We start from the raw sequence: 25,138 nt of genomic DNA, 5'->3' as shown, positions 1-25,138 counted from the left end.
CGGATCAGATCGGACGGCCAGTCGAACGCGCTCCGGGGTCTACCCCTCACCGGGGACGGCGGAAGCCCCCGGTACCGTCGTCGGACGGTGCCGGGGGCTTCCGGAGGAACGCGGGACTCAGGCGGTCGTCTCGGGCCGCTTCGTCTCGGTGGCCTTGGTCACGTTGGTCGGCGTGACGGCGGCCGGCTGCTGCGCGGCGGTGCTCTGTGCGGTGCCGGCGCCCGGGGCCGCGGTGCTCTGGGCGGTGGTGTTCTGCGCGGCGTCCGCCGGAGCGTCGTCCTCGCGCAGCGCCTTCGTCTCCGCCTTCAGGATGCGCATCGACTTGCCGAGGCCGCGGGCCATCTCCGGCAGCTTCTTCGATCCGAACAGCAGGACTACGACCGCCAGCACCACCAGGAGGTGCCAGGGCTCAAGACCGTTCCGCAGCATCCCTGGCCACCGGTCCCTTCTTGTCTAGAGTCACGGGTGGGCTAGCGCCCATGCTGGCCAGTATGCCTGGCTGCGACGGTGAACGGATACACCGGCCGGGAAACGCTGGCCAAAAACCAGGTGCCGTTCGAGCGGAACGCGAGCAACTGCGGCGGCGGCGGGCCCGGTCGGGTCGGTTCGCGGCCCCGGTGACCAGCCCGCGCGCCCCGCGGGCCCGGCGGGGCGGGGATCAGTGCACGAAGGGCACCAGCCGCTTCGAAACCTGCCGGTACTCGGCGTACGCGGGCCCGAAGGCGGCCGGCAGCAGTCGCTCCTCGGCGCTGATCCGCCAGCCGTGCGCGGCCGGCAGCAGCGCCGCCACCAGCAGGGTGGCCGGCCGGCTGCCCAGCCCGAGCGCGTAGCCCGTCCGGACCAGCGGGCGGCCGGCGTAGTCGAGGTGACGGACCTGCCGGTACGGGCCGCTGCGGACGACGTACTGGGTGTCCACGGTGCGCAGGGTGCGGGTGTGGTGGCGACCCGGGGTGCGCATGCCCCAGGCCCGCAGCGCCAGCCCGGCGGCGATCGGCGCGATGCCGAACCAGCGCGCCCAGGGGGGAAGTTCGCCGATCCCGGCGCGGCCGAACAGCACCACGACCAGCACCGAGGCGAGGTGACGGAGGAAGTCGCCGAACGGGCCGGGGACGAGTGGCTGAACCGGCTCGCGGCCGCGGCCGAGGGCCTCGAAGGCTCCGTCTCCCCGGAGGTCATGGCCGCCCTGCTCCGCTGAGAGCGGGGGACCACCGGATGCTGCGACCGCCGCGAGGCCTACCGGCACCGGTGGGCCCTGGGCCGTGGACGGCGGAGAGCCCCCGCCCGGGGTGGGCGGGGGCTCTCGATGACTCGCGTGGATCGGGCCGGGTGGGTCAGGCGGTGGCGGCCTCGGGCTGCGGGGCCGGGGCGGCGGCGGGGAGGTGGCGCATCAGGCGGTAGGCCAGCAGGGCGGCGCCGAGGGCGAAGACCAGGCCGACCACGGCGGCGACGTGCAGGCCGTCGGTGAAGGCGGCCCGGGCGGTCTCCAGCAGGTCGGCGCCGACCCGGCCGGGCAGGTGGGCGGCGGCGGTGGCCGCGCCCCCGAGGGTGTCCTGGGCGGCGCGGGCGGTCTCGCCGTCGACGCCCGCCGGGAGGGCGCCGTCCAGCTGGTGGCGGTAGACCGCGGCGCCGGCCGCGCCGAGCAGGGCGATGCCGAGCGAGCTGCCGAGTTCGACGGCGGTCTCGGAGGTGGCGGAGGCGGCGCCGGCCCGCTCGACGGGGGCGGCGGAGACGACCATCTCGGCGGTCATGGTCATGGTGCCGACGGTGCCGGCGGCGAGCACGCCCGCCGCGATGAGGATGAGTGCGAGCGGGGAGTGCGCGCCGACCTGGGTCATCAGAGCGAAGCCCGCCGCGCCGACCAGGAAGCCGCCGCCCATCAGGGCCGCCGGGCGGACCTTGCCGGCCAGCGCCGAGCTGATGCCGACGGCCGCGCCGACGCCGACGCTGGGCACCAGCGACCAGAGCGAGGCGGTGAGCGGGCTCATGCCCTTGACCAGCTGCAGGTACTGCGAGGTGAAGAGGGCGAAGCCCATCATGGCGAACATCGCGATGGTGTTGACACTGATCGCGCCGCTGAAGGTGCGGATCCGGAACAGGCCGAGGTCGAGCAGCGGGTCGGCGGCGGTGCGCTGGCGCCGGACGAACGCGGCGGCGAGCAGCAGGCCGGCCGGGACGGCGAGTGCGGGCAGCGGGCTCCAGCCGTCCACGGCGAGGGTCTTGACGCCGTAGACCAGCGGCAGGATCGCGGCCATCGACAGCGCGGCGCCGGGCAGGTCGAAGCGGCCGGTGCGGGCGGCGGCGCGGTACTCGGGGAGCAGGACCGGGGCGGTGAGCAGCACCAGGGCCATCACCGGGACGGCGATCAGGAACACGGAGCCCCACCAGAAGTGGCCGAGCAGCAGACCGCCGGCGACCGGGCCGAGGGTGGCGCCGGCGGTGAGGATGCCGCCCCAGGCGCCGAGGGCGATCTGCCGCTGCTTGGGGTCGTGGAACATGCTGCGGATCAGCGCGAGCGTCGAGGGCATCACGGTGGCCCCGGCGGCGCCGAGCAGGGCGCGGGCGGCGATCAGCTGGCCGGCGCTGTCGGCCCAGGCGGCGAGCAGCGAGGCACCGATGAAGCCGGCGGCGCCGATCATCAGCAGTCGGCGGCGGCCGAACCGGTCGCCCAGCGAGCCCATGGTGATGAGCAGCCCGGCGAGCAGGAACGAGTACATGTCCATGATCCACAGCTGCTGGGTGCCGCTGGGCGCCAGCGTGGTGGAGATGTACGGGACGGCGAAGAAGAGCACGCCCATGTCCATGGCGAGGACGAGGGTCGGGAGCAGGAGGACGGCCAGGCCGATCCATTCGCGACGGCCTGCGCGGCCGGTGGTTGCGGTCATGGGGAAGACCGTACGGGCGTGTCAGACGTTTGTCTAGTACGTACGTGTAAATCGATCGCGCGAGACATTCGTGCAAGACATCTGTGCAGTCCTTCCGTAGGATCGGGTCATGGGAAACCGCGAAGACCTGATGGCCGGCGCCAAGCGCTGCCTCTACGAGAAGGGCTACGGGCGCACCACCGCCCGTGACATCGCCACCGCCTCGGGCGTCAGCCTGGCCGCGATCGGCTACCACTTCGGTTCGAAGGACGCGCTGCTCAACGCGGCGATGATCGAGGCGATCGGGGAGATGGGCGAGGCCCTGGGCGCGGTGGTGCACGCCGCGAACCAGGTGTCGGACGACCGGGAGGAGCGCTTCGCCGCGGTCTGGGACGGACTCAAGACCGTCTTCGTCGAGCACCGCGGGCTCTGGGCGGCCCAGTTCGAGGCGCTCGCCCAGGTCGCACACGAGCCCGAGCTGGCGCACGCGTTCGCGCAGGCGCAGAAGGACGGCCGGCTCGGCCTCGCCGCGCTGTTCCAGGGGCTGCCCGAGGTGCCGGACACCGAGGAGGAGATCGCCCGCGGGGCCTTCTACCAGACCCTGCTGGCCGGGTACGCCGCCCAGTGGCTGGCGGCCCCCGAACTGGCGCCGAACGGGCGGGACTTCCTGCGCGGGCTGCGGCTGGTCAGCGCAAGCGTGCTCAGCCCCGCGACGCGGTGACCGCGCCCGGCGGTGCGACGCGGCGCCGCCGTTGCCGCTAGGTGGTGACCACGGTCAGCAGCACCACCGAGTCGACGTGGGCGAGCAGTCCGTGCCGCTCCTGGGGCACCGGTTCCAGCCGTCCGACCGGCAGTTCCTGGTGCCGGCCGGCGATGGTCAGCGAGACCCGGCCGCGCAGCACCTGGACGCTCCCGGCGCTCGGCGGGGTGTGCTCGTCCAGTGAGGTGCCGGCGGTCAGCGCGATCACGGTCTGCCGCAGGACGCCGTCGTGGAGCACCAGGTGGGCGCTGCGCCCGTGCGGGCTCTCGGCCGCGCGGGTGGCGTGCTCCACGGCGAGCTGTTCGAGATCGGGCATCGCGCGTCCTCCTGACCCGGTGCGCCCGGGCCGGCCCCGTGCGTCCGGGCCGACGCCGTGTGCCCAGGTTCGCGGACGCGGTCGGCTCCCGCACCCGGAGCCCCGCTCCCCGCGCACCCGCGGCATCGGTGGCCGTCCGCACCCGGAGCCGTTCGACGTGCAGCCCCCGGCGCGTGCACGCATCGTGGAGGCATGGCGATCAACGAGAGAATCTCCGGCGGGTTCCAGGTCAACCGCTCGCTGCTGGTCGGCGGCGCGGTGCTCACCGGCATCGGCGCCGTGCTCGGCGCGGCCGGGGCGGCGATGGTGTGCGCGGCGCTGGCCACGGCCGGCCGCAGCTGGGTGCGGAGCCTGGAGACCGCGCCGGCCGCGTTCGCCCAGCGGGCGCTGCGCGAGGCGAAGGTGGCGTCCGCCGCCGGCTGGGAGGCCTGGCGCGCGGAGCACGGTTCGCCCAACTGAGCGCACCCGGCCGGGGTGCGGCGGGCCGCCATGGGGGTGCGGCCCGCCGCCGCTGTGTCCCCGCCCGCAGACCGAGCGACTACCGGCCCGGCGCCTACAGGCCCATCGACTTGGCGATGATGCTGCGCATGACCTCACTGGTGCCGCCGTAGATCCGGAACACCCGGTTGTCGGTGTAGAGCCGGGCGATCGGGTACTCCAGGATGTAGCCGTAACCGCCGTGCAGCTGAAGGCACTTGTCGATGACGGTGGAGGCCGACTCGGTGCAGAACAGCTTGGTGGCGGCCGCGTCGGCGACGGTCAGCTCGCCCTCCTGGTACAGCTCCAGCGCGCGGTCCACCATCGACTGCTGCGCCACCACCTGGGCCTCGCAGTCGGCCAGCGTGAACTTGGTGTTCTGGAACTCGGCCACCGCCTTGCCGAACACCTTGCGGTCCTTGACGTACTGCACCGCGAACCGCACCGCCGCGGCGGCCGCCGCGTACGCGCCGACCGCGATCGCCAGCCGCTCCTGCACCAGGTTGTGGGTCAGGTAGGTGAAGGCCCGGCCCTCCTCGCCGAGCAGGTTCTCCACCGGCACCTTGACGTCGCTGAACGCCAGCTCGGCGGTGTCCGAGGTGCGCAGGCCGATCTTCTGCAGCTTGCGGCCGACGGAGTAGCCCGGGGACGTGGTGTCCACGCAGAGGATGGACAGGCCGGCCCGGCGGTTGTCCGGGTCGTACGGGGAGGTGCGGCAGACCACCAGGACGAGGTCGGCCAGCACGCCGCCGGTGATGAAGGTCTTGGCGCCGTTCAGGACGTAGTGGGTGCCGTCCTCGGAGCGGCGCGCGGTGGTGGTGATGCCCGCGAGGTCGGAGCCGGCGCCCGGCTCGGTCATCGCGATGGCGGTCATGATGTCGCCGGAGATGAAGCCGGGCAGCCAGCGCCGCTTCTGCTCCTCGGTCGCGTACTCCAGCAGGTACGGCAGGACCAGCCCGGTGTGCACGCCCGAGGATCCGAAGCTCACGCCCGCCCGGGCGGTCTCCTCGGCGATCACCGCCTGGTACTTGAAGCCGCTCTCGCCCGCGCCGCCGTACTCCTCCGGCACCTCGATGCCGTAGATGCCGAGCGCGCCGAGCTGCCGGTAGAAGTCGCGCGGCGGGTGGCCCTCGGCCTCCCAGCTCTCGTAGACCGGGACGACCTCGTTGGCGACGAAGTCCCGGATGGTCTCCCGGAAGGCCTCGTGGTCCTCGGTGAAGACGGTGCGGCGCACGGCGGCGCTCCCTTCGGTGGTGACCGGCTGCGGGCGCCGGCCGGGACTGAACGTGCCAGGTGATGGCCTCACAAGTTAATCCTCGGTAGCTTCCGCTGTCCAGGGTCGGCGACCCCGGAGAAAGCCGGTGGTCGTCGGTGGAAGACCCCCTCAAGTGAATCCTTGCTAGCCTTCGGTCGGCGGTTTGGAGCGTGAGCAGTCCGGAGCGTGAGCAGTCCGGAGCGTGAGCAGTCCGGAGCACGGGCGGTCCGGAGCACGGGCGGTCCGGAGCACGGGAGGGAGGCTCGCCATGGTGGTCCGACGGCCCCCCGGTCGGCGCGCCCAGATCCTGGCCGTGGCGGCCGACCGGTTCCACCGCAGCGGCTACCACCAGGTCTCGATGGCCGAGGTCGCCGCCGGGGTCGGCATCACCGCGCCCGCCCTCTACCGGCACTTCCGCGGCAAGCCCGAACTGCTCGACCGCGCCGTCCGGCTGGGGCTGGACGCGCTGGCCGACGGGCTGCGCGCGGCTCGTACCACCGGTGACCTCGGCGCCGCGCTGGCCGCCGTCGCGGTCGGGCACCGCCCGCTCGGCACCCTGGTGCAGCGCGACGCCCGGCTGCTGCCGCCGGCCCGGCGGGCGGCGCTGCGCCGCGAGCTGCGCGCGGACGTCGCACTGATGACCGCCGTGCTGTCCGCCGAACGACCCGAACTCCCGCAGACGGACGCCGAGTTGCTCTGCTGGTCGGCGCTCTCGGTCTGCGCCGGGCTCTCCTACCAGTCGGTCGCGCCGCAGCCCCGTCGCGCCGAGGCGGTGCTGCGCGAACTGGTCGTGGCGGTCCTCGCGGCCCGCCCGGGCGGCGCCGCGACCGGTCCCGCCCCCGCCCCCGCCCCCGCGCCGCCGGAGCCCCGACCCCGGGCGCGCCGCGAGGAACTGCTCGCGGCGGCCGTCCGGCTCTTCCACCAGCGCGGCTTCGACAACGTCAGCACCGACCAGCTCGGCGCCGCCGTCGGCATCGCCGGCCCCAGCGTCTACCGGCACTTCGACAGCAAGGCCCAACTGCTCGCCGCCTCGCTGGTGCGCAGCCGCGAACGGCTCTGGCACGAGGTGGACGGCGCGATCGCGGCCGCCACCGGGCCCGAGGCGGCGCTGGCGGCCGGGTTGGGCGCGTACGTCGGCTTCGCCCTGCGCCACGGCGACTACCTGGGCGCGATGCTCAGCGAGACGGAGCGGCTGGCCCCGCCGGACCGCCGGGTCGCGGTGGACTTCCGGCGCGACTTCCTGCGCACCTGGGTCGCCCTGCTGCGGCAGGTCCGCCCCGGGTACGACGCGGTCGAGGCCCGGATCCGGGTCCACGCCCTGTTCGCGCTGGTCAACGACGGGGTGCGGAACCGTCCGCACAGCGCCCGGCCGGACCTCGGGGACTGCCTGCTGCGCCTGGGCCGGGCCGTCCTGGGACTGTCCTGACGAACGGCGGCCGGGTGCCCGCCCCGAGGTGACGGGGCGGGCACCCGGCCCGTGGCTGCGCCCGTGGGGCGGAAGGCCTAGTGGAGCGGGAGGTGGACCCGGGCGTCGAGGTTGCCGTTGCCCTGCAGGGCGCCGATGTTGCCGGCGTTGCCGGTGGCGGCGAGGCCGTTGTTCTGGTTGCTCGCGCCCGAACCGGTGGCCGTCTGCTGGGTGATGACCACGTTGCCGACGACGTTGCCGACGACGTTGGCGGAGCCGTTGTTGTTCACCACGCTGCTGTTGGAGTGGTCGAGGGCGCCGGCGCCGTTGTCGGCGTGGGCGCCGGCGGCGCCGAAGCCGACGAGGAGGAAGGCCCCGAGGGCGGTGGCGGCGGCTGCGCGAATACGGGACACGGTGGTCTCCCTGAGCTGGTGCGAAATTGGCGCGATCCGGAGTGGCCGCTCCGTTGCGCCGTTGCCTGACGTCGCACGTTCAGCATTCACCAGCGGTGTGGACGAACTCCACCAAACGGGTGGCAATTCCCCCGATGGTGTCATGGTGACGTTGTATCCGGAGACTGCCGACGGTCCCGGCGGGGGCTTCCGTGGCGTCCAATGCTGCTGGTGGGGACTGGAGTTGGGGTGCAATGCGGTAATCCCCGGCAACCCTTCGATGTCAACGCAGAGTTGACCGAGTTTCTTCATGGAGAAAGAAATGGTCGCCGGATAGTCGCACTGGCACACTGGGGACCCATGTCTGAAGGTGCCCCGCCCGAGCCCACTCCCGCCGAGGATCTGCGTACGACCGAGGTCGATCTCGGCGGACTGGTGAACGTCCTCGCCACCCACCTCTACTCCACCCCGCTGGTCGCCCTGCGCGAACTCGTCCAGAACGCCCACGACTCGCACACCCGCCGACTCCTGGAGGACCCGGACGGCGACCACCACCCGCTGATCAGGGTGCGCGGCGACGCCGCCCGGCGGACCGTCGCCATCGAGGACACCGGAGCCGGCCTCACCGAGCCGGAGATCCACGCCTACCTCGCCACCGTCGGCACCGGCTACACCCGGATGCTGCGCGACCTCACCGGCAACCAGGAGCTGATCGGCGCCTTCGGCCTCGGGTTCCTCTCCGCCTTCTCGGTGGCCGACGAGGTCGTCGTCACCACCACCTCGCACCGCGAACCGCAGCTGGGCCACCGCTACCGCAGCCGGGGCGGCGAGCAGTACCAGGTCGACCCGGTGCCCGCCCGGCCCCGCCCGGGCACGGTCGTCGAGCTGACGCTCAAGGCCGAACACGCCCACCTCGCCGACGAGGACGCGCTGCGCGAGGTGCTCGGCCGGTACTGCGTGCTGCTGCCGATCCCGGTCTACGTCGGCGACGACGAGCAGCCCGTCAACAGCGTCGAGGTGCCCTGGCGCGGCACCGGCCGGCCGGCCACGGCCCCCGCCCCCGACGAGCACGCCGCCCGGATGCGCTTCGCCACCGCCTTCGGCCGCCGCTTCGAGCCGCTCACCGCCTTCCCCGTCGACCCGGTCGAGGGCGGCACCGACGCGATCGGCCTGCTCTGGGTCCAGGACGGCGGGACCTACGGCAGCAGCGACAACCGCGACCTCGCCGTCTACCTGCGCGGCATGCTGCTCGCCGAGGACGCCCGCGACCTGCTGCCCAGCTGGGCCGGGTTCATCGGCGGCGTGGTCGAGTCCAACCGGCTCACCCCCACCGCCAGCCGCGAGGACCTCCAGCGCGACGAGCACTACCGCGCACTCCAGCGCACCCTCACCGACGCCATCGTCGACGGCCTGTACGAGACCGCCCGGCTGCGGCCCGCCGCCTGGCGCCGGATCCTCACCCGGCACGGCCAGGACCTGCTCGGCGCCGCGCTCTGCGACGAGCGGCTGTTCACCCTGCTCGCCGACGACGTCCCGGTCCCCACCTCCCAGGGCGACCTCACCGCCGGCGCGCTGCGGGCCATGGGCGGGGGAGCGGTGCACGTCGCGCTCGGCAGCGGCGGCGGCTTCGAGGAGATGCTGTACCGGGCGATGCGGGTGCCGATCGCCCGCGGCGACCGCTACGCGGTGCTGCCCTTCCTGCGCCGCTACGCCCAGCTGCGCGGCTGCCGGCTGGTCGAACTGGGCAGCGAGCACGGCGACCGCGAGCTGTTCCGCGACCCGGAGCGCCCGCTGCCGGCCGGGGAGGCGGCCTGGCTGGCCGGCGCCCTCGCCGACGAGGGCGAGCAGCTCGTCCCGGCCCGGTTCGACCCGCCCGGCCTGCCCCTGGTGCTGGTGCCGGACCGCGAGGCCGAGCTGAAGGCCCGGATCGAGGACGACCAGGCCGACGCCCGGATCCCGTCCGCGGCGCTGCGGCTGGCCCGGGCGTTCACCGCCCGCACCGACGGCGAGGTCAGGGCCCGCCTCTACCTCAACCTGTCCTGCCCGGCCGTGCTGGACCTGCTCGCCGCCTACCGCACCGGGCACACCGGCAGCGCCACGGCGGCCGGGCTGCTCCGCTCGCTCAAGGTGATCATGGCCGCCGCCTCGGCCGGCTCGGCGGACTCCTCCGGCGGCGACCTCACCGCGGCGCTGTCCGGCATCGGCACCGCGGTCTCCGCCCTGACCGCCGCCGTCCCGGTCGGCCTGCCGGACGTCCCGGACACCCTCGGCGCCCTCTCGGAGGAGACGTGAGCGGAGGAGACGTGAGCGGACGAGGCGTGAGCGGGGCGCGTCCGACACGTCGCGCGCCCGGCGGGACCTGCCCGGCGCGCCCCGGCCCCGACGGATTGTCAGTGGCCGACGGCAGACTTCTCAACAGCACCACGCAGGGGGACACGACATGAGCACCGACATCTGGGCCTGGGTGCACGACGCCCACCGCCAGCTGGCCGAGGCCGGCCACCGCCGGCTGGCCGACGCCATCTACGAGCTGCCCGGCCACGCCAACGAGGGCCGCAACGACCAGCTGGACGCGGTCTACCCGGAGGCGCTGGCCGCCTCCCGGGCGCTCGGCCTGCCCTGGGTCGAGGTCTACCTGCGGCACTGGCGGATGCAGAACCTGCTGAACAAGCGCCACCAGGGCGAGCAGGCCCTGCCCGAGGCGGTCGACCTGCTGGAGTTCGCCCACCGGGAGGAGACGGCGGGCTGCCCGCAGTCCGTCTGCGTGGTGCAGGACTTCGCGATCTGCCACGCCCGGGTCGACGGCCCCGGCTACGTCCCGGAGCGGCTGGCGGTGCTCGGCGAGACGCTGGAGCGGATCGAGCCCGCCCGGGCCTGCTTCGACTGCCTCTCCCGCGAGTACTCCGACGCACTGGAGGACGACGGCCGCCACGCCGAGGCGCTCAGCCACCTGGACACCGCCGCCGCCCGGATCCAGGCGGCCGGCGAGCGGCTCTCGCTGCACTTCCACCACGCCCGGGCCGGCACGCTGAGCCGGCTCGGCCGGCACGAGGAGGTGCTCACGCTGGTCGACACCGCCGAGCAGGCCGAGCGCTCCCGCGGCCGCGAGATCGACGAGAGCGACCGGCTCTGGGGCGGTCTGCTGCGGGCCCGCGCGCTGGCCTCGCTCGGCCGCACCGAGGAGGCGCTGGCGCTGCTGCCCGCCCGGGAGGCCGCCGAGCGCCACGCCGACCTGCGGGACGGCTGGACGCGCACGGTCGAGCTGCTGGTCGCGGCCGGTGCCTGGGAGAACGACGCCGAGCTGGGCGCCGTCCTGGCCGGCTGGGTCGGCTACCTGGACGGCACCGGCTCGCACCGCCCCTGCGTGGACCTGCTGCTGGCGGCGGGTCGGCTCGCCGTCGCCCGCGGCGCCCGGACGGTGGCGCTGACCCTCGCCGAGACCGGGGAGCGCAAGCTCGCCCGGCTGCGCCGCACCGAGGGCGTGGCCGAGGAGGTCGCCGCGCTGCGGGCGGCCGCCGAGGCGCTGCCGGTGCCCGAGCTGCCCGTTCCGCCGGGCGAACTGGCGGCACACCTGGCCGAGGCCGGGGTGCCCTACGAGACCGGCGCCGACCTGCTCTCCGTCGCCCTGGACCGGTACCAGGGTGAGCAGGCCGCCGCCACCGAACTGGCCGTCAACCTGGCCGCGGTGCTCGGCGGCCTCGGCCACGCCCGGGCCGCCGCCGACCTGCTCTGGCAGTGGCTCGACGCCGCCCCGGGCGACGAGGTGCTGACCGGCATGCTCGGCTCCGCCCTGATCGACGCGGGGGACGCCGAGGGCGTCCGCCGCCTCGCCGACCGGCTGGCCGGCACCAGCCCGGCCGACGGGCACTGGATACGCGCCCGCTGGGCCGCCGCCGAGGCCCGCTGGGCCGAGGTGCTGGAGCAGTGCGAGGCGATCCTGGCCCTGGACCGGAGCCGGATCAACACCCGCCGGCTGGCCGCCGGCGCCGCCACCGAGCTGGGCGACCACGCCACCGCGCAGCGGCTGTACCAGGAGCTCCTGGAGCACGCGCTGCCCGCCGGGGCCGCCCCGGAGGAGGAGCGCCACCGCACCGTCCAGGAGCCCGACCTCTGGCACCTGATCACCGCGGCCACCGCCAACCGGGACTGGGCGGCGGTCCGCTCCGCCGGCGCGCTGCTCGGCATCGAGTTCGACGAGCCCGAGGGGCCGGTGGACGAGGAGTGGCAGCTGGTCACCGTCCGCGCCACCCGCACCAACGGCGCCACGGCCGACCTGCCCGCCGTCCGCACCGGTCCGGCCACCGCCCGGATCCTGCCGGTGCTCGGCGACGACCTCACGCTCAACCACGGCGACGTGGTGGTCTTCGCCCCGGCGCTGCTGGAGCCGCCGCCGGCCGAGGACGCCCCCGAGGAGGAGCGGCGGGGCTGGCGCCCGGTGTTCGAGCTGCTCACCCTGCTCGACCCGGCGGGGTACGCCACGTACTGGATCGACGGCGGCTGGCCCGGCGACGAGCCGTGGGCGGCGCTGCGCGAAGACCTGCAGCAGGCCGGCTACGCGGTCTGGGCGTACAGCGGGGAGCAGTACCGCATCACCGACCCGGCGGACGAGGACGCCGCGCTGCCCGGCGTCTACGCCGCCGTCGGGGTGCCGCCGACCGCCTCGGCCGCCGAGGCCGACGCGCTGCTGCACCGGCTCACCGGCGACTGGACGCACCCGCTGGCCTGGCTGGACCTGGCCAAGGCGGCGGGTGCGGACGTCGCCCGGCACGAGGAGACCATCGAGCGCTACGGCCTCTGACGGCCCCGCACCCCTGCACCCCTGCACCCCTGCACCCCTGCACCCCCGCACCCCCGCACCCGCACGCCCCGGCCCGCACGGCCGCGTGCGGGCGCGGGTGCGTGCAGGCCCGTCATGACCTACCGGTTTATCGATTCTTGGTGAATGCTTTACTGTTTCATTGCCAAGACTCGACCCTCAGGAGTGTCCGCACGTGACCAGCCTCGCCCTCGGCCCGTCCTGGCTCGATCCGACCAACCTGATCTCCACCTTCGGCCTGATCGGCATCCTGGCCATCGTCTTCGCCGAGTCCGGCCTGCTGATCGGCTTCTTCCTGCCCGGCGACTCGCTCCTGTTCACCACCGGTCTGCTGGTGGCCGGCGGCACCTACCTGCACCAGCCGCTCTGGCTGGTCTGCGCGCTGATCGTGGCCGCCGCGGTGGCGGGGGACCAGGTCGGCTACCTGTTCGGCCGCAAGGTCGGGCCGGGCCTGTTCCGCCGCCCCGACTCCCGGATCTTCAAGCAGGAGAACGTGGAGAAGGCCGCCGCCTTCTTCGACCGGCACGGGCCCAAGGCGATCGTGCTGGCCCGGTTCGTGCCGATCGTGCGCACCTTCACCCCGATCGTCGCCGGGGTGAGCAGGATGAACTACCGCACCTTCGTGGTCTTCAACCTCGTCGGCGGTGTGCTGTGGGGCGCCGGTGTCACCGTGCTCGGCTACTTCCTGGGGCAGATCCCGTTCGTCCGGGACAACATCGAGGCCATCCTGGTCGGCATCGTGCTGGTCTCGGTGGTCCCGGTGGCGGTCGAACTGCTGCGGGCCCGCCGTTCCGGTGCGGCGTCCACCGACCGCCACCGCGCCGGGTAGGCGCCCGCCGCCCCCGTCACGGTACGCCGCGTATATGTGCGTCGGACTGTTCGATCAGGCAAGGTGTATCCCGAGATCGAACGGTGGCCGGCGGCCACCAGGGGCGGCAAGGAGTGGAAGTGCCTAAGCGGGGCCGACCGGGCGGAGGCAAGCGGGCGAGGGGAGGCCGGGCGGTCCGTCAGACACGGCGGACGCCGCCGGTACGGCCGGTGCACCCCGCCGAGGCGCCGCCCACCGAGGGCCTGCTGGGCCACCCGGCCCCCACCGTCGAGCCCGCCACCGTCATCCCGCTCGTCCCGCCGGTCCCGGAGACCAGGGGCCTGCTGGCCCCGGAACCGGAACCGGAAGCCGAACCGCGCCGCGAGCCGGCGCCCGAGGCGGCGCGCCCCGCCCGCCGCCGCTCGGTCGCCGAGGACACCCTCACCCCCGAGGAGTGGCGCGCCGCCGGCTACGCCCCGCCCACCGGCACCCCGATCCCGGAGCTGACCGCCGGCGCCCCCGGCGAGGCCCCCTGGCCGGACCGGATGCGCACGCTGCTGCGCACCCCGATGTCCGAGCGCCCCGCCTTCGAGCGGACCGCCCGCGAGCTGCACCCCTCTGCGGCGGCCACCCGCAACGTCCCCCGCATCCTCGACCTGACACTGCGCATCGGCGAGCTGCTGCTGGCCAGCGGCGAGGCGGCCGAGGACGTCGAGGCGGCCATGCTCGGCATCGCGCACGCCTACCGGCTGGACCACTGCGAGCCGCAGGTGACCTTCACCCTGATCGGCATCTCGCACCAGCCCTCGCTGGTCGAGCCGCCGATCACCGCCGACCGGGTGGTGCGCCGCCGCACCTCCGACTACACCCGGCTGAACGCGGTCTACGAGCTGGTCGCGGACATCACCGCCGAGAAGGTCACGGTCAACGACGCCTACCGCCGGCTCGCCGTGATCCGCCGCAACCGGCACCCCTACCCGTCCTGGATGCTCGCGCTGACCACCGGTCTGCTGGCCGGCGCGGCCACCTTCCTGGTCGGCGGGCGGATCGACGACAAGGCCTGGCTGGTCTTCGCCAGCGCCTTCGTCGCGGCCGTCCTCGGCGACCGGCTGGCCTCCATGCTGGCCCGGCGCCGGCTGCCGGAGTTCTACCAGTTCGTGGCGGCCGCGATGCCGGCCGCCGCCTCCGGGATCGTCCTCTCCTTCAACGACTGGGGCCTGCGCGGCTCGGTGGTGATCACCGGTGGCCTGTTCGCGCTGCTGCCCGGGCGGGCCCTGGTCGCCGCCGTCCAGGACGGCCTGACCGGCTTCTACATCACCGCCGCGGCCCGTCTGCTGGAGGTGATCTACCTGGTCGCGGGCATCGTGATCGGCGTGATGCTGATCCTCTACCTGGGGGTCGGCTTCGAGGCGAAGCTGCGGCCGGACGAGAGCCTGGCGGGCGTCAGCTACCCGCCGGTCCAGTTGGCCGCCGCGATGCTGCTGACCCTGGCCTTCGCCACCCTGCTGCAGACCGACCGCCGCTCCCTCGCGCTGGTCACCCTGAACAGCGGCATCGGCTGGGCCAGCTACGGCGTGCTGGCCTACAACGCGGGCTTCTCCCCGATCGTGGCGACCGGGGTGGCGGCCGGCCTGGTCGGCCTCTTCGGCCAGCTGATGGCGCGCTACCGCAACGGCTCCGCGCTGCCGTACGTGACCGCCGCGATCGGCCCGCTGATGCCCGGTTCGGCGCTCTACCTCGGGATGCTCTCCTTCGCGCAGGGGCACTCCAGCGCCGGCCTGGTGTCCGTCTCCCGGGCGGCCGCGATCGCGATGGCGCTGGCGATCGGGGTGAACCTCGGCGGCGAGATCGCCCGGCTGTTCATGAAGCTGCCGGTCGGTGGCGAGCGCCCGTCGCTGTACCCGGTCGTGCCGCGCCGGGCGGCCAAGCGCACCCGCGGGTTCTGACCGCGCGTTGGACCGGTGTTGGGCTCCGGGCCATGTCGCGGCAGACCGGAGGAAGGACCAGGAACGAAGGTAAGACGCATGACCACACTGCTGGACGGCTACCGCGAGCACATCGTCGCCGCGCACAAGCAACCGCTGTTCCTGCTGCTGGTCGGCTTCATCACCTCCTTCGTGTTCATCCGGTTCAGCGTCCGGATGATCCGTGCCCAGGTGCGCTGGTGGCCCGGCAACGTCACCCCCGGCGGCCTGCACATCCATCACATGGTGTTCGGCCTGGGCTTCCTGCTGGTCGGTGGCGTCGGGGTGTTCGCCACGTACGGCGGTCACCCGTGGATCGACTGGTTCGGGCTGGTCTTCGGCATCGGCTGCGGCCTGGTGCTGGACGAGTTCGCGCTGATCCTGCACCTGGACGACGTGTACTGGAGCGAGCAGGGCCGCAAGTCGGTGGACGCGGTGATCTTCGGCATCCTGTTCACCGCCCTGCTGCTGGTCGGGTACGTGCCGCTCGGCGTGGTGCCCGGCCAGGAGACCAGGTGGGGCCTGATCACGGTGATCTCGGTGAACGCCCTGGCCTCGGTGATCAGCCTGATCAAGGGCAAGCTGTGGACCGGCCTGCTCGGCATCATGGTCCCCGGCCTCTCCTGGATCGGGGCGGTCCGGCTGGCCCGCCCGAGCAGCCCGTGGGCCCGCTGGCGGTACGCCAAGCGTCCCCGCCGCCGGGCGCGTGCGCTCCGGCGCGAGCGCCGACTGCACCGGCGTGCGGACCGGGCCCGCACCTGGCTCTTCGACCTGATCGCCGGCGCCCCCGACAAGGTGTCCGCGAACCACCCCGCCGCCCACCGGGTGGCCGAGCGGATGGCCGCCCGGGCCACCGCCCACCTCGACGCGCACGCCGCCCGGGCGCTGGCCCGGCGTCAGGCGCGGCTGGCCGACCGCCGCTCGGCGGCCGCCGCCGGGGCGGCGGAGGGCGGGGCGTACGGCGCGGGCGGCAGCGGCCCGGGCCGGTCCCACGGGGCGCGGCAGCGTCGCCGCACGGTCCGGGCGGGGCGCAGCCGGACGTACGCGGTCCGTCCGACCGGGGTGGAGCGCCGGTCCGAGCGACACCTCCAGCTGCGGACGCGCACCCGCCGGATCCACCGGTAGTTCGCATACCCCGTGCGCCTGACCGACGGTGACTCATGATCGGATCATCTGATGGTCACCCGGCTGGCAGGGCGCGTTCGAGGTGCGAAAAGCGTCGGAGTTGAGAACATGATCGACGAGTGACCTTTCTGTCACTTGATGGGATGATTCGTCGGACCTCCTCCGCCTGGCCGCCCCGGTCCGAGCACCGCGCACCGTCCGACCGCCGTCCCCTCCGGACCCGTGAGAAGGGATGTCTCGTGGCGCGCAGGCTCCTGCCGACCCTCCTGTTGTCCCTCACCGCCCTGCTCGGGCTGCTCCCCGCCGCCCAGGCCGCCCCGGCGGACCCCGAACCCACCGCCGGCCCCGCCCGACCGGACGACCCGTACCCGACCACCGAGGAGATCGACCGGGCCCGCTCCGAGGTCGACCGCACCGCCGCCTCCGTCACCGCCATCGAAGCCGGACTCACCGCCGCCCGGGCCGAACTCGACCGGGCCGGCCGCAGCGCCGAACAGGCCGTCGAGGCCTACAACGGCGCGCAGCTCGCCCTCGCCCGGGCCCGCACCGAGGAGGCCGCCGCCGGCCGGCGCGCCACCGCCGCCGAGGCCGAGCGCTCCGAGGCGGCCGCGGACGCCGCCCAACTCGCCGCCGAAACGTACCGCCAGGGCGCGGGCGCCGAACTCTCCGCGCTCAACGCGCTGCTCGGCGCCCGCGGCCCGCGCGAGGCCGGCGACCGCGCCGCCGTGGTCGGCGTCGCCAGCGAACGCACCCGGCAGATCCTCGACGCCGCCACCTCCACCGCGGCCGCCGCGAACCGGGCCTCCGCCGCCGCCCGCACCGCCACCGAGGCCGCCGAGAAGGCCGCCACCGAGGTCGGCGCCGCCAAGGCCAGCGCCGAGGCCCGGCTCGCCGCCCAGCAGGACGCGGTCCTCGCCGCCGACCGGCGCCGCGAGCAGCTGCTCACCGACCTGGCCGCCGCCCGGCACACCACCGTCGACCTGGAACGCCGCCACCGCGAGGCCCTGGAGGAGATCACCACCCGGGAGGCCGAGGCCGCCGCCCGCGCCGCCGCCGAGCAGGCCGCTGCCAAGGCCACCCAGGCCGCACCCCCCGCCGACCGCCCGTGGTCCGCCGAGGGCGCGGCCGCCGCCATCGACTTCGCCCGCTCCAAGATCGGCCTGCCCTACATCTGGGGCGGCGAGGGTCCGGCCGGCTACGACTGCTCCGGGCTCACCATGATGGCCTGGCGCGAAGGCGGCAGACAGCTCAACCACTTCGCCGCCGACCAGTACGCCCAGAGCACCCCGATCAGCTACCGCCAGCTGCGCCCCGGCGACCTCGTCTTCTGGACGCACACCGGCCGCGCCGCCGACATCTACCACGTCGGCCTCTACATCGGCGACGATCAGATGATCGAGGCCCCCCGCGCCGGCAGGCCGGTCAAACAGGCCAGCCTCTGGATCATGGGCACCCCCGACTTCTACGCCCGCCCGTAGGGCCCGTCCGCACCCCCGGCCTGCGCGCCGACCCCTTCCCGGCCGTCGGCCGGGAGGTGCCCCCGCCCTCGCCGCCCTCGCCGCACCGCGTTCCTCCTCCGCCGTGCGGTGCACGTACCCTGACGCCGCCGCCACCCCCGCCTGCGCTCCGGACGTGTCGGTGATGGGCGCTAGGATCCGCCGGACCGGCCCCGGCGTGGCCGGTTCGAGCACTCGGGAGGAGACGCGATGAGGCTGCGTGATGTCGAGGCGGGGGACGTCGACGCGTACGTCCGGATGCGGTGCGACGCGGTGATGATGGCCGGGCTGGGCGGGCCGCTGCCCCGGGATCGGGTGGAGGCGCGGCTGCGCAAGGACGTCGTGGAGGTGGCGGAGGACCGCGCGTGGATCAAGATGATCGTCCCGGACGGGGCCGGGCCGGAGGTGGTGGCCGGCGGGGTCACGCTCTGGTCGTACGAGGAGGACGGCGCCGCCGTGACCGAGATCGGCTGGATGGTGCTGCCCGAGTTCCAGGGGCGCGGCCTCGCCAAGGCGGCCGTCCGGGAGCTGCTGGACGCCGCCGCCGCGGACGGCCGGTGGGGCCCGGTGCACGCCCACCCGGCGGTCACCAACGGCCCGTCCAACGGGATCTGCCGGGCACTGGGCTTCCGGCTGCTCGGTGAGCGGGACGTCTCCTTCGCGGACCGCGTCCTGCGCTGCAACCACTGGGTGGTGGCGCCGGGGGAGCACGTCGGGTCGGGCACGGAATAAATCGGGTGCCGTCGGACAACGACGGCCGTACGGTGGCCCGATGGGCAACACAACCGATGACGGGGCCGTCGACATCGTGAACGGCCTCCAGATCCGCGCGATCACCGAGGGCGAGGTGGCCGCGTGGGATCGGGCCCTCTCCTTGGGCTTCCTGCGCTCGCACGCGGACAGCGCGGCCGACTTCCGCCGGCGGCAGTGGCAGCCGGGCCGCATGCTGGCCGGCTTCGACGGCGACCGTTGCATCGCCACCTTCCGCAGCTTCGACGTGGAACTGACCGTCCCGGGCGGGGCCGTCGTCCAGGCCGACGCCGTCACCGGTGTGACGGTCAGCTCCACCCACCGTCGCCGGGGCCTGCTCGGCACGATGATGCGCCGCGACCTCGCGGCCGCCGCCGAGCGCGGATCGGCGGTCGCCATCCTGATCGCCGCCGAGTACAACATCTACGGCCGCTACGGCTACGGGCCGGCCACCCGCGGCCACGGCTGGAACATCGACCTGCTCCGCACCCGCGGCCTGCGCGACGACCTGCCCACCGTGCCCGGCGGGCGGATCGACTTCGTGACCATGGCGGAGCTGCGCGAGCTGGGCGCCGACCTGCACGAGCGCTGGCGGCGCACCCAGCCGGGCGCGATCGCCCGCGACGAGCTGTGGTGGAAGCGGAGCACCGGTGAGCTCCAGGTGCCGGGCTTCGAGTTCAAGGAGCCGTTCGCGGCCGTCCACCGCGACGCCGACGGCGTGGTCACCGGCCTGGTGGTCTACCGGATCGACGACAAGTGGGACGGCAGCTACCCGAACTGCGTCCTGACCGTGGCCGACTTCCTCGCCCTCGACCGGGCGACGGCCGCCGAGCTGTGGCGCTTCGTCCTCGCCGTCGACTGGGTGCGCAAGGTCGTCGCGGAGAACATCGGGGCGGACGACCCGCTGCCGCTGCTGCTCCAGGACCCGCGCGCCGCCACCCCGTACGTGGACAACGCCGACTTCACCTGGTTGCGGGTGCTGGACGTGGCGGCCGCGTTCGACGCCCGGACGTACGGCGCGCCCGGCCGGGTGGTGCTGGAGGTGGAGGACCGGCTCGGCTACGCCTCCGGCCGCTGGGCGATCGAGGTCGCCGCGGACGGCACCGGCCGCTGCACCCGGACCACGGACGACGCCGATCTCGCCCTGGACTCCTCCGAGTTGGGTTCGCTCTACCTGGGCGGCGAGACGGCGCCCCGGCTGCTCGCGGCCGGCCTGCTCACCGAACTGCGCCCGGGCGCGGCGGCCGCCGCCGACCTGCTGCTGCGCACGCCGTTGCAGCCCTGGAACCCGGACCTGTTCTGAGCGGGCTGCCGCACCCCGCCGAAGGCCGGTCCGCACTGCCGCGGGCCGGCCTTCGGCCGGTCCAAGCCGGGCCTGGCGCAGGCTACTTGACGGCGGTTTTCCCAATAGTGGGCAGGATGAAGTCCTGAATAAGGCCCTTGGCGTCGCGGACGATCGGTCGGAATACCCGATAGCGCGAGAGGTTGATCACCCGGGCCGCCATGGGAGTGGACCGGCGGACGAATTCCCGCGTCCGCTCGGTGTCCTCGGTCCGGTCGAAGACCCAGTAGAGGACCACGACCATGAGGTGCAGCCAGAGCACGTCGGGCAGCAGCTCGACCAGCTCGGCGTCCAGCTTCGGTGCCAGCTCGGAGCCCTGCAGCACGTCGCGGAACAGCTCCACGGCGGTCGCCCGCGCCGGGTGCGACTCGTTGGAGAACGGGCTCAGTGAGCTGGTCGGGTCGGCGGCCGTCCGGAAGAACTGCGCGGCGAACTCGTGGTACGGCGCGGCCGTGTCGAGCCAGGATTCCAGCGTGATCTGCAGCCGCTCGGAAAAATCCCGAGTATTGGCCATGCGATTCCTGGCATCCGCCGCATGGTCATGCGTCATTCGATCATAGAATCCTTGAATCAAGAATTCCTTCGCCGAAAAATAATAGTAAGCATTTCCGACCGAAACGCCTGCCTCGGTGGCGATCGCGCGCATGGTGGTCTTCTCGTAGCCGCGCTCCTGGAACAGGCGCATGGCCGTCTCCAGGATCAGGGCCCGGGTCTGCTCGCTCTTGTCGGTCTTCGGTTGTGCCCGGCCGCCGGGCAGGGGCCCGCTTTCGGTGCCGGGTGCGGCCGTGGGCTCGGCCGCACCGCTCGTGCCGTCCGTTCGGTTCGTCGCTGCCAGGTCGTCCACGGGGACGAGCCTAACCGGAGACGAGGCTCCAGCCCGTGTCGGTGGATGTGGCACCGGGCGTCCCCTCCACGCCCGGTGCCGCACCCACCGCCCCCATGATTTCGAACACGTTCAAAGGCGTGGCAGAACTGTAGAGGCTTCGATTGAACATGTTCAACTCCAATGATGTGGGAGGCTCGTCACATGATCAGTTCCGTGCGGACCACCATCCGGCGCGGCGGCGCGCAGGACGCCGCGGCCGTCGCCGACCTGCACGCCCGCAGTTGGCGCACCACCTACCGCGGGATCGTCCCCGAGGAGGCGCTCGGCGACGGGCTGCCGGTCCAGCGGCGCGAGCTGTGGGAGCTGCGCCTGACCGTCGACTACGGCGATCCGGCCGCCGAGCCCGAACTGCTGATCGCCGAACAGGCCGGGGAGATGGTCGGGTTCGTCTACCTCGTCCCGCAGCCGGACGGCCGGGTGCTGGTCGACAACCTGCACGTCCGCCCCGGCCGGACCGGCGGCGGCATCGGCCGCGCGTTGTTCGCCACGGCCCGCGCCCACGTCGCCGAACGTCACCCCGGGGCCGAGTTGTACCTGGAGGTGCTGCGCGGCAACACCCGCGCGGTCGCCTTCTACGAGCGCGAGGGCGGCGTGCGGACGGGTGCGCAGGAGGGTGTGTTCCCGGGCGGGTACGTGCTGCCCGAGTACGTGTACAGCTGGCCCGCCGAGCGCCGTGCGACGGACCCGGTGGGCGGAGCGGGCCGGGCGTCCGCCTAGGGCCTGCTGTCAGACCCCCGGTCCGCGACCGGCCCTAGTCGTGGTCGTAGACCGTCACCGACACCCCCCGCGCCACCAGCCGTGCGGCCACCAGCGGTTCGACCCGCTCCCAGCGGCCGCCGGCCAGCCCACAGCCGATCCGCGGCATGTGGACGGAGGCGCCGAGCTCCGGTGCCCGGTCACCCAGCGCGGCCAGCGCGGTGTCGATCGCCTCGTACCGGACCGGCGCCCCGGTGGAGCGCCCCGTCCGAATGCCGCGCTGGCCGACCAGGTTGGCCACCCAGACGTACGGTTCGACCTGCACCACCTGCAGGGCGCCGAGACCGAAGTCGTTCCCCGCCCGCTCCCGGTGCCAGCGCCGGAACGCGGCCTCGGGCTCGGGCCAGCGTCTGGACAGCGCGAGCACGAAGCCCTTGCCCCAGCCGCCGAGGTCGTTGCAGACATGCGCGATCACCTTCACGCCCTTGCCCCGGGGCGCGGTGGCATCGCCTCGGACATAGGTGATTTCCGCCATGCCCGAACGCTAGACCGAGGTACTGACAGCCCGCTCGGCATTTTCCGCCGGGGCCCGCCGGGCGGGCGCGAGCGAACGGCGTCCGGCCAGGGCGATCAGTAGGGCGAGCACCGCCGCAGCGGCCGGCAGCAGGTAGCCGGTACCGGGGGCGGTGTGCTCGGCGACCGCGCCGGCGAGCGCCGCACCGCCCGAGATGCCGACCACGATGCCGGACACCGCGACCGCCATCCCCTCGTTGAACTGCCGCTGCGGCAACAGCTCCTGGACCAGTGTCATCCCGGTCACCATGGTCGGCGCGGTGGCCGTGCCGGCCGCGAACAGCACCACCCCGAGCAGGCCGAGCCCGGCCCCGCCCAGTCCGGCGGCGAGCGGCAGCAGCAGCACGCCGGCCATCGCCGCCGTCCCGCACAGGAAGCGCAGGCCGGGCGACCGACGCGGCGTCAGCAGCCCGAACAGCAGCCCCGCCGCGCAGGATCCGGCCGCGACCAGTGCCAGCAGCCCGCCAGCGGCGGCCTTGTGCCCGAGCGTGTCGGCGTACGCCACGGTGGTGATCTCGGTCGAGCCGAAGACCATGCCGGTGGCGAGGAAGGTGAGCAGCAGCACGCGCAGTCCGGGTACCCGCAGCGGCGAGCCGTGGCGGTCGCGCGCCGAGCGGGCGGGCAGCGGCGGTTCGGTGCGCCGTTGGGCCGCGAACAGCAGGGCGCCGGTGGTGCCGAGCGTCCCGGCGGCGAGCAGCCCGGCCTCCGGGGTGACCGCTGTGCAGAGCGCCATCGCGAGGACGGGCCCGGCCATGAAACAGAGCTCGTCCAGTGCTTGTTCGAGGGAGTTGGCCAGGTGCCGGGCGGCCGGGTCGGCCCGGTACAGGTACGCCCAGCGGGCCCGGGCCATGCCGCCGAGGTTGGGCGCGGCCGCGCAGGCGGCCCAGCAGGCGTAGAGCGTCCAGTCGGGGGCGCCGAGCCGGACGCAGAGCAGCAGGGCGGCGAGCGGGGCGGCGTTGTAGAGCGCGGCCGGTACGGCCACCCGCGCCTGCCCGTACCGGTCCACCAGCCGCCCGAGCAGCGGCATCCCGATCGCGCCGGTGACCAGCCCGGTCGCCGAGACGGTGCCGGCCAGCGCGTACGAACCGCGCCGCTCGGCGAGCAGCACGACCAGCGAGACGCCGTTCATCGACAGCGCGAGCCGGCCGAGCAGCCCGGCGAGGGTGAAGGCGGCGGCGCCGGGGGCCGCGAACAGCCGCCGGTAGGAGGCGAAGAGGGCGCGCGAGGGCATCGGGCTCCTGGGGAGGGTGAAGGGGAAGGCCCCCAGCCTCGCCGCGTTGCCCGGTGGCCGTCCAACACCTGTTCCGCCGCATTCACAACAGGATGTTGTCGGAACGGCGTGTTGTTAATCTGCCGCCCATGCCCCGCGACCTGCACCCCCGCCTGCTCCGCGGCTTCGTCGCGACCGCCGAGACCCTGCACTTCGGCCGGGCCGCCGGGCGGCTGCACGTCGCCCAGCAGGCGCTCAGCCGGGACATCCGGACCCTGGAGGGGCTGCTCGGCGACGCACTGTTCACCCGTACCACTCGCAGCGTCGAACTCACCCCGGCCGGGCTGCGGTTGCTGCCCCGGGCACGCCGGCTCCTCGCCCTGCACGACGAGATCCTGGCGGGCGCCACCCGGCCGCTGCTGCTGGACCTGAACAGCGACGTCACCGGCCCGGACCTCACCGCCGACCGGGTGCTCGAACGGGCCCGCGCCGCCTGGCCGGAGGGGGAACTGCTGGCCCGCTTCCACGGTGGCCTCACCGCGGCGGCCGCCGAACTGCTGGCGCACCGGCTGGACGTGTCCTTCGGCCGGCACGCGGGCCTGCCCGCCCAGCTGCGCGACCAACTCGCCCAGCGTCCGGTCCGGTTGGAGCGGATCTCGGTGATGATGGCGGACACCCACCCGCTGGCCGGCCGCCCCGCGCTGCGTCTCGCCGAGCTGGCCGGGCACCCCGTCGACGTCTGCGCCGGCAACCCGGCCACCACCGAGTGGACCGACCTCGGCGTCCGCCTGCTGCGCGAGCACGGCCTGACACCGGCCGCGCCGTACGTCCCGCCGGTGGGCGTGGACGAGACGGCCCGCTACCTCGCCCGGCACGGCGACCCGATGCTGACCACAGTCGGCGGGCCGAGGATCCCGGGGGTGGTGAACCTGCCGCTGGTGGAGCCGGTGCCGCTGAGCCTGGTCAGCCTGGTGCACCGGCCCGGTGAGCGCCACCCGGGGCTGGCCGCGCTGGTCGCCGCGGCCACCGGGCTCGGTGCGGCCGAGGGCTGGTTGCACCGGCCGTCGGGGAGCTGGCTGCCGGTGGCGGACGCGGCGCTGCTCGGCTGATCGGCGCGGTCGGCCGGCGAGGGTGCTGAGGGCCCCGGTGCGCGGAGCACGGGTGCCCAGGGTCTGGAAACGCGGCCCCCGGGGCGTGCGGGCGGACATGGCACCGCCCCTGCCGTCGGGGGTCGGCAGGGGCGGTGGGCGCGCGGACCGGGCCGTACGGCGGGTCCCGCTGGGGTGGCAGCCGTGGACGGCCGGTCAGGCCGCCTTGACGGCGGAGATGTCGAAGCTGAGCTTGACCTTCTCGCCGATCAGCACGCCGCCGGTCTCCAGGGCCGCGTTGTAGGTCAGGCCGAAGGCGGTGCGGTCGAGGACGGCGCTGCCCTCGAAGCCGACCCGCTCGGCGCCGTAGGCGTCGGTGGCGCTGCCGGTGTACTCCAGGTCCAGGACGACCGGGCGGGTGGTGTCCTTGATGGTCAGCTCGCCGTGCATCCGGTACGTGTCGCCGTGCCGGCGCTCGGCCGAGGTGCTGCGGAAGCGGATCTCCGGGTAGGCCTCGGCGGCGAAGAAGTCGCCGGTGCGCAGGTGCTCGTCGCGCTGGGCCTGGTTGGTGTCGATGCTGGCGACCTTGATCACCAGGTCGGCGGAGGAGTTGCCCGGGGTGGTGCCGTCCAGGTGCAGCTTGCCGTCGTACTCGGTGAAGCGGCCCTTCACGTTCGTCACCATGGCGTGACGGACCGAGAAGGCGACCTCGCTGTGCGTGGTGTCGATGGCCCAGTCGCCGGTCAGGTGGGCGAGGTCCGGGCCCGCCGGGGTCGCGACGGCGGTGGCGGGGGTGGCGGTCTTGGTGCGGTTGAAAAGGCCCATGGCTCCTCCTCGGGTTCGAAGCCATTTGTTTAGGCTTCAACTTGTTGGCTCCAGCGTAAGGCTCTTTCGTTCAAGTTTCAACCACAATCGCTG

At 74.1% G+C, this 25,138-nt stretch carries 23 protein-coding genes; 13 read left to right on the top strand and 10 right to left on the bottom strand.

Going from position 1 to position 25,138, the window contains the following annotated elements:
- Positions 1-117: 117 nt before the first annotated feature.
- The 3 genes from tatA to P3T27_RS07865 all read right to left on the bottom strand — a co-directional run bounded on the left by tatA (position 118) and on the right by P3T27_RS07865 (position 2,882).
- Positions 118-429 (bottom strand): Sec-independent protein translocase subunit TatA, encoded by a 312-nt coding sequence (tatA, locus tag P3T27_RS07875; RefSeq protein ID WP_280675667.1) that lies wholly within the window; start codon positions 427-429, stop codon positions 118-120.
- A 229-nt stretch (positions 430-658) separates the two neighbouring features.
- A complete protein-coding gene (locus P3T27_RS07870; RefSeq protein ID WP_280675665.1) occupies positions 659-1,069 on the bottom strand; it encodes an isoprenylcysteine carboxylmethyltransferase family protein in 411 nt (136 codons plus the stop codon).
- A 262-nt stretch (positions 1,070-1,331) separates the two neighbouring features.
- Positions 1,332-2,882 carry an MFS transporter gene (locus tag P3T27_RS07865; RefSeq protein ID WP_280675663.1) on the bottom strand — a complete coding sequence of 517 codons (1,551 nt, stop codon included), beginning with the start codon at positions 2,880-2,882 and terminating at the stop codon, positions 1,332-1,334.
- Between the two features lie 109 nt (positions 2,883-2,991).
- Here P3T27_RS07865 and P3T27_RS07860 point away from each other — a divergent pair, with 109 nt between their 5' ends.
- Positions 2,992-3,582: a TetR/AcrR family transcriptional regulator gene (locus P3T27_RS07860; RefSeq protein ID WP_280675661.1), complete on the top strand. Its 591-nt coding sequence runs from the start codon at positions 2,992-2,994 to the stop codon at positions 3,580-3,582.
- Between the two features lie 37 nt (positions 3,583-3,619).
- Here the strand turns inward: P3T27_RS07860 and P3T27_RS07855 are convergent, their stop codons facing one another.
- The gene (locus P3T27_RS07855; protein WP_280675659.1) at positions 3,620-3,937 is read right to left on the bottom strand and encodes a cupin; all 318 of its coding nucleotides are present in this window, start codon (positions 3,935-3,937) and stop codon (positions 3,620-3,622) included.
- Positions 3,938-4,129: 192 nt separating this feature from the next.
- Here P3T27_RS07855 and P3T27_RS07850 point away from each other — a divergent pair, with 192 nt between their 5' ends.
- A complete protein-coding gene (locus P3T27_RS07850) occupies positions 4,130-4,396 on the top strand; it encodes a hypothetical protein (RefSeq protein WP_280675657.1) in 267 nt (88 codons plus the stop codon).
- Positions 4,397-4,490: 94 nt separating this feature from the next.
- On the opposite strand, the gene P3T27_RS07845 is transcribed toward P3T27_RS07850, so the two are convergent.
- Positions 4,491-5,648 carry an acyl-CoA dehydrogenase family protein gene (locus tag P3T27_RS07845; RefSeq protein ID WP_280675655.1) on the bottom strand — a complete coding sequence of 386 codons (1,158 nt, stop codon included), beginning with the start codon at positions 5,646-5,648 and terminating at the stop codon, positions 4,491-4,493.
- Positions 5,649-5,937: 289 nt separating this feature from the next.
- Between P3T27_RS07845 and P3T27_RS07840 the strand changes: the two genes are divergently transcribed.
- Positions 5,938-7,095 (top strand): helix-turn-helix domain-containing protein, encoded by a 1,158-nt coding sequence (locus P3T27_RS07840; protein WP_280675653.1) that lies wholly within the window; start codon positions 5,938-5,940, stop codon positions 7,093-7,095.
- A gap of 77 nt (positions 7,096-7,172) precedes the next feature.
- Here P3T27_RS07840 and P3T27_RS07835 read toward each other — a convergent pair whose 3' ends face one another.
- Positions 7,173-7,487, bottom strand: coding sequence for a hypothetical protein (locus tag P3T27_RS07835; RefSeq protein ID WP_280675651.1), 315 nt, complete (start codon positions 7,485-7,487; stop codon positions 7,173-7,175).
- Between the two features lie 339 nt (positions 7,488-7,826).
- Between P3T27_RS07835 and P3T27_RS07830 the strand changes: the two genes are divergently transcribed.
- The 8 genes from P3T27_RS07830 to P3T27_RS07795 all read left to right on the top strand — a co-directional run bounded on the left by P3T27_RS07830 (position 7,827) and on the right by P3T27_RS07795 (position 19,728).
- On the top strand, positions 7,827-9,758 hold the full coding sequence (locus P3T27_RS07830; RefSeq protein WP_280675649.1) for an ATP-binding protein: 1,932 nt from the start codon (positions 7,827-7,829) through the stop codon (positions 9,756-9,758).
- Between the two features lie 148 nt (positions 9,759-9,906).
- The gene (locus tag P3T27_RS07825; RefSeq protein WP_280675647.1) at positions 9,907-12,264 is read left to right on the top strand and encodes a hypothetical protein; all 2,358 of its coding nucleotides are present in this window, start codon (positions 9,907-9,909) and stop codon (positions 12,262-12,264) included.
- 193 nt (positions 12,265-12,457) lie between these two features.
- On the top strand, positions 12,458-13,111 hold the full coding sequence (locus tag P3T27_RS07820; RefSeq protein ID WP_280675644.1) for a VTT domain-containing protein: 654 nt from the start codon (positions 12,458-12,460) through the stop codon (positions 13,109-13,111).
- 209 nt (positions 13,112-13,320) lie between these two features.
- Positions 13,321-15,036: a threonine/serine exporter family protein gene (locus tag P3T27_RS07815; protein ID WP_280675642.1), complete on the top strand. Its 1,716-nt coding sequence runs from the start codon at positions 13,321-13,323 to the stop codon at positions 15,034-15,036.
- Between the two features lie 78 nt (positions 15,037-15,114).
- Entirely contained in the window at positions 15,115-16,179 is a 1,065-nt protein-coding gene (locus tag P3T27_RS07810) for a hypothetical protein (protein WP_280675640.1), read from the top strand.
- Positions 16,180-16,418: 239 nt separating this feature from the next.
- Entirely contained in the window at positions 16,419-17,657 is a 1,239-nt protein-coding gene (locus P3T27_RS07805; protein ID WP_280675638.1) for a C40 family peptidase, read from the top strand.
- 228 nt (positions 17,658-17,885) lie between these two features.
- Entirely contained in the window at positions 17,886-18,407 is a 522-nt protein-coding gene (locus P3T27_RS07800; protein ID WP_280675636.1) for a GNAT family N-acetyltransferase, read from the top strand.
- 40 nt (positions 18,408-18,447) lie between these two features.
- Positions 18,448-19,728 (top strand): GNAT family N-acetyltransferase, encoded by a 1,281-nt coding sequence (locus P3T27_RS07795; protein ID WP_280675634.1) that lies wholly within the window; start codon positions 18,448-18,450, stop codon positions 19,726-19,728.
- 82 nt (positions 19,729-19,810) lie between these two features.
- On the opposite strand, the gene P3T27_RS07790 is transcribed toward P3T27_RS07795, so the two are convergent.
- Positions 19,811-20,611 carry a TetR family transcriptional regulator gene (locus P3T27_RS07790; protein WP_280675631.1) on the bottom strand — a complete coding sequence of 267 codons (801 nt, stop codon included), beginning with the start codon at positions 20,609-20,611 and terminating at the stop codon, positions 19,811-19,813.
- Between the two features lie 183 nt (positions 20,612-20,794).
- On the opposite strand from P3T27_RS07790, the gene P3T27_RS07785 reads away from it, so the two are divergent.
- Positions 20,795-21,370 (top strand): GNAT family N-acetyltransferase, encoded by a 576-nt coding sequence (locus P3T27_RS07785; protein WP_280675629.1) that lies wholly within the window; start codon positions 20,795-20,797, stop codon positions 21,368-21,370.
- A gap of 34 nt (positions 21,371-21,404) precedes the next feature.
- Here P3T27_RS07785 and P3T27_RS07780 read toward each other — a convergent pair whose 3' ends face one another.
- Positions 21,405-21,884 carry a macro domain-containing protein gene (locus P3T27_RS07780; protein ID WP_280675627.1) on the bottom strand — a complete coding sequence of 160 codons (480 nt, stop codon included), beginning with the start codon at positions 21,882-21,884 and terminating at the stop codon, positions 21,405-21,407.
- Positions 21,885-21,893: 9 nt separating this feature from the next.
- On the bottom strand, positions 21,894-23,153 hold the full coding sequence (locus tag P3T27_RS07775; RefSeq protein WP_280675625.1) for an MFS transporter: 1,260 nt from the start codon (positions 23,151-23,153) through the stop codon (positions 21,894-21,896).
- 128 nt (positions 23,154-23,281) lie between these two features.
- Here P3T27_RS07775 and P3T27_RS07770 point away from each other — a divergent pair, with 128 nt between their 5' ends.
- A complete protein-coding gene (locus P3T27_RS07770; protein WP_280675623.1) occupies positions 23,282-24,241 on the top strand; it encodes a LysR family transcriptional regulator in 960 nt (319 codons plus the stop codon).
- 195 nt (positions 24,242-24,436) lie between these two features.
- Here P3T27_RS07770 and P3T27_RS07765 read toward each other — a convergent pair whose 3' ends face one another.
- Entirely contained in the window at positions 24,437-25,045 is a 609-nt protein-coding gene (locus tag P3T27_RS07765) for a YceI family protein (protein ID WP_280675621.1), read from the bottom strand.
- Positions 25,046-25,138: the final 93 nt, after the last annotated feature.

Source organism: Kitasatospora sp. MAA19, from assembly GCF_029894125.1.
GTDB lineage: Bacteria > Actinomycetota > Actinomycetes > Streptomycetales > Streptomycetaceae > Kitasatospora.
Note: the sequence above shows the minus strand (reverse complement) of the source record. Positions and strands in the feature narration are given on the sequence as shown.

Bases quoted from the DNA above. Each gene is read 5' to 3' on its own strand.
- tatA (WP_280675667.1), bottom strand. From the start codon at position 429: ATGCTGCGGAACGGTCTTGAGCCCTGGCACCTCCTGGTGGTGCTGGCG.
- P3T27_RS07865 (WP_280675663.1), bottom strand. From the start codon at position 2,882: ATGACCGCAACCACCGGCCGCGCAGGCCGTCGCGAATGGATCGGCCTG.
- P3T27_RS07860 (WP_280675661.1), top strand. From the start codon at position 2,992: ATGGGAAACCGCGAAGACCTGATGGCCGGCGCCAAGCGCTGCCTCTAC.
- P3T27_RS07855 (WP_280675659.1), bottom strand. From the start codon at position 3,937: ATGCCCGATCTCGAACAGCTCGCCGTGGAGCACGCCACCCGCGCGGCC.
- P3T27_RS07850 (WP_280675657.1), top strand. From the start codon at position 4,130: ATGGCGATCAACGAGAGAATCTCCGGCGGGTTCCAGGTCAACCGCTCG.
- P3T27_RS07840 (WP_280675653.1), top strand. From the start codon at position 5,938: ATGGTGGTCCGACGGCCCCCCGGTCGGCGCGCCCAGATCCTGGCCGTG.
- P3T27_RS07830 (WP_280675649.1), top strand. From the start codon at position 7,827: ATGTCTGAAGGTGCCCCGCCCGAGCCCACTCCCGCCGAGGATCTGCGT.
- P3T27_RS07825 (WP_280675647.1), top strand. From the start codon at position 9,907: ATGAGCACCGACATCTGGGCCTGGGTGCACGACGCCCACCGCCAGCTG.
- P3T27_RS07810 (WP_280675640.1), top strand. From the start codon at position 15,115: ATGACCACACTGCTGGACGGCTACCGCGAGCACATCGTCGCCGCGCAC.
- P3T27_RS07800 (WP_280675636.1), top strand. From the start codon at position 17,886: ATGAGGCTGCGTGATGTCGAGGCGGGGGACGTCGACGCGTACGTCCGG.
- P3T27_RS07795 (WP_280675634.1), top strand. From the start codon at position 18,448: ATGGGCAACACAACCGATGACGGGGCCGTCGACATCGTGAACGGCCTC.
- P3T27_RS07785 (WP_280675629.1), top strand. From the start codon at position 20,795: ATGATCAGTTCCGTGCGGACCACCATCCGGCGCGGCGGCGCGCAGGAC.
- P3T27_RS07780 (WP_280675627.1), bottom strand. From the start codon at position 21,884: ATGGCGGAAATCACCTATGTCCGAGGCGATGCCACCGCGCCCCGGGGC.
- P3T27_RS07775 (WP_280675625.1), bottom strand. From the start codon at position 23,153: ATGCCCTCGCGCGCCCTCTTCGCCTCCTACCGGCGGCTGTTCGCGGCC.
- P3T27_RS07770 (WP_280675623.1), top strand. From the start codon at position 23,282: ATGCCCCGCGACCTGCACCCCCGCCTGCTCCGCGGCTTCGTCGCGACC.
- P3T27_RS07765 (WP_280675621.1), bottom strand. From the start codon at position 25,045: ATGGGCCTTTTCAACCGCACCAAGACCGCCACCCCCGCCACCGCCGTC.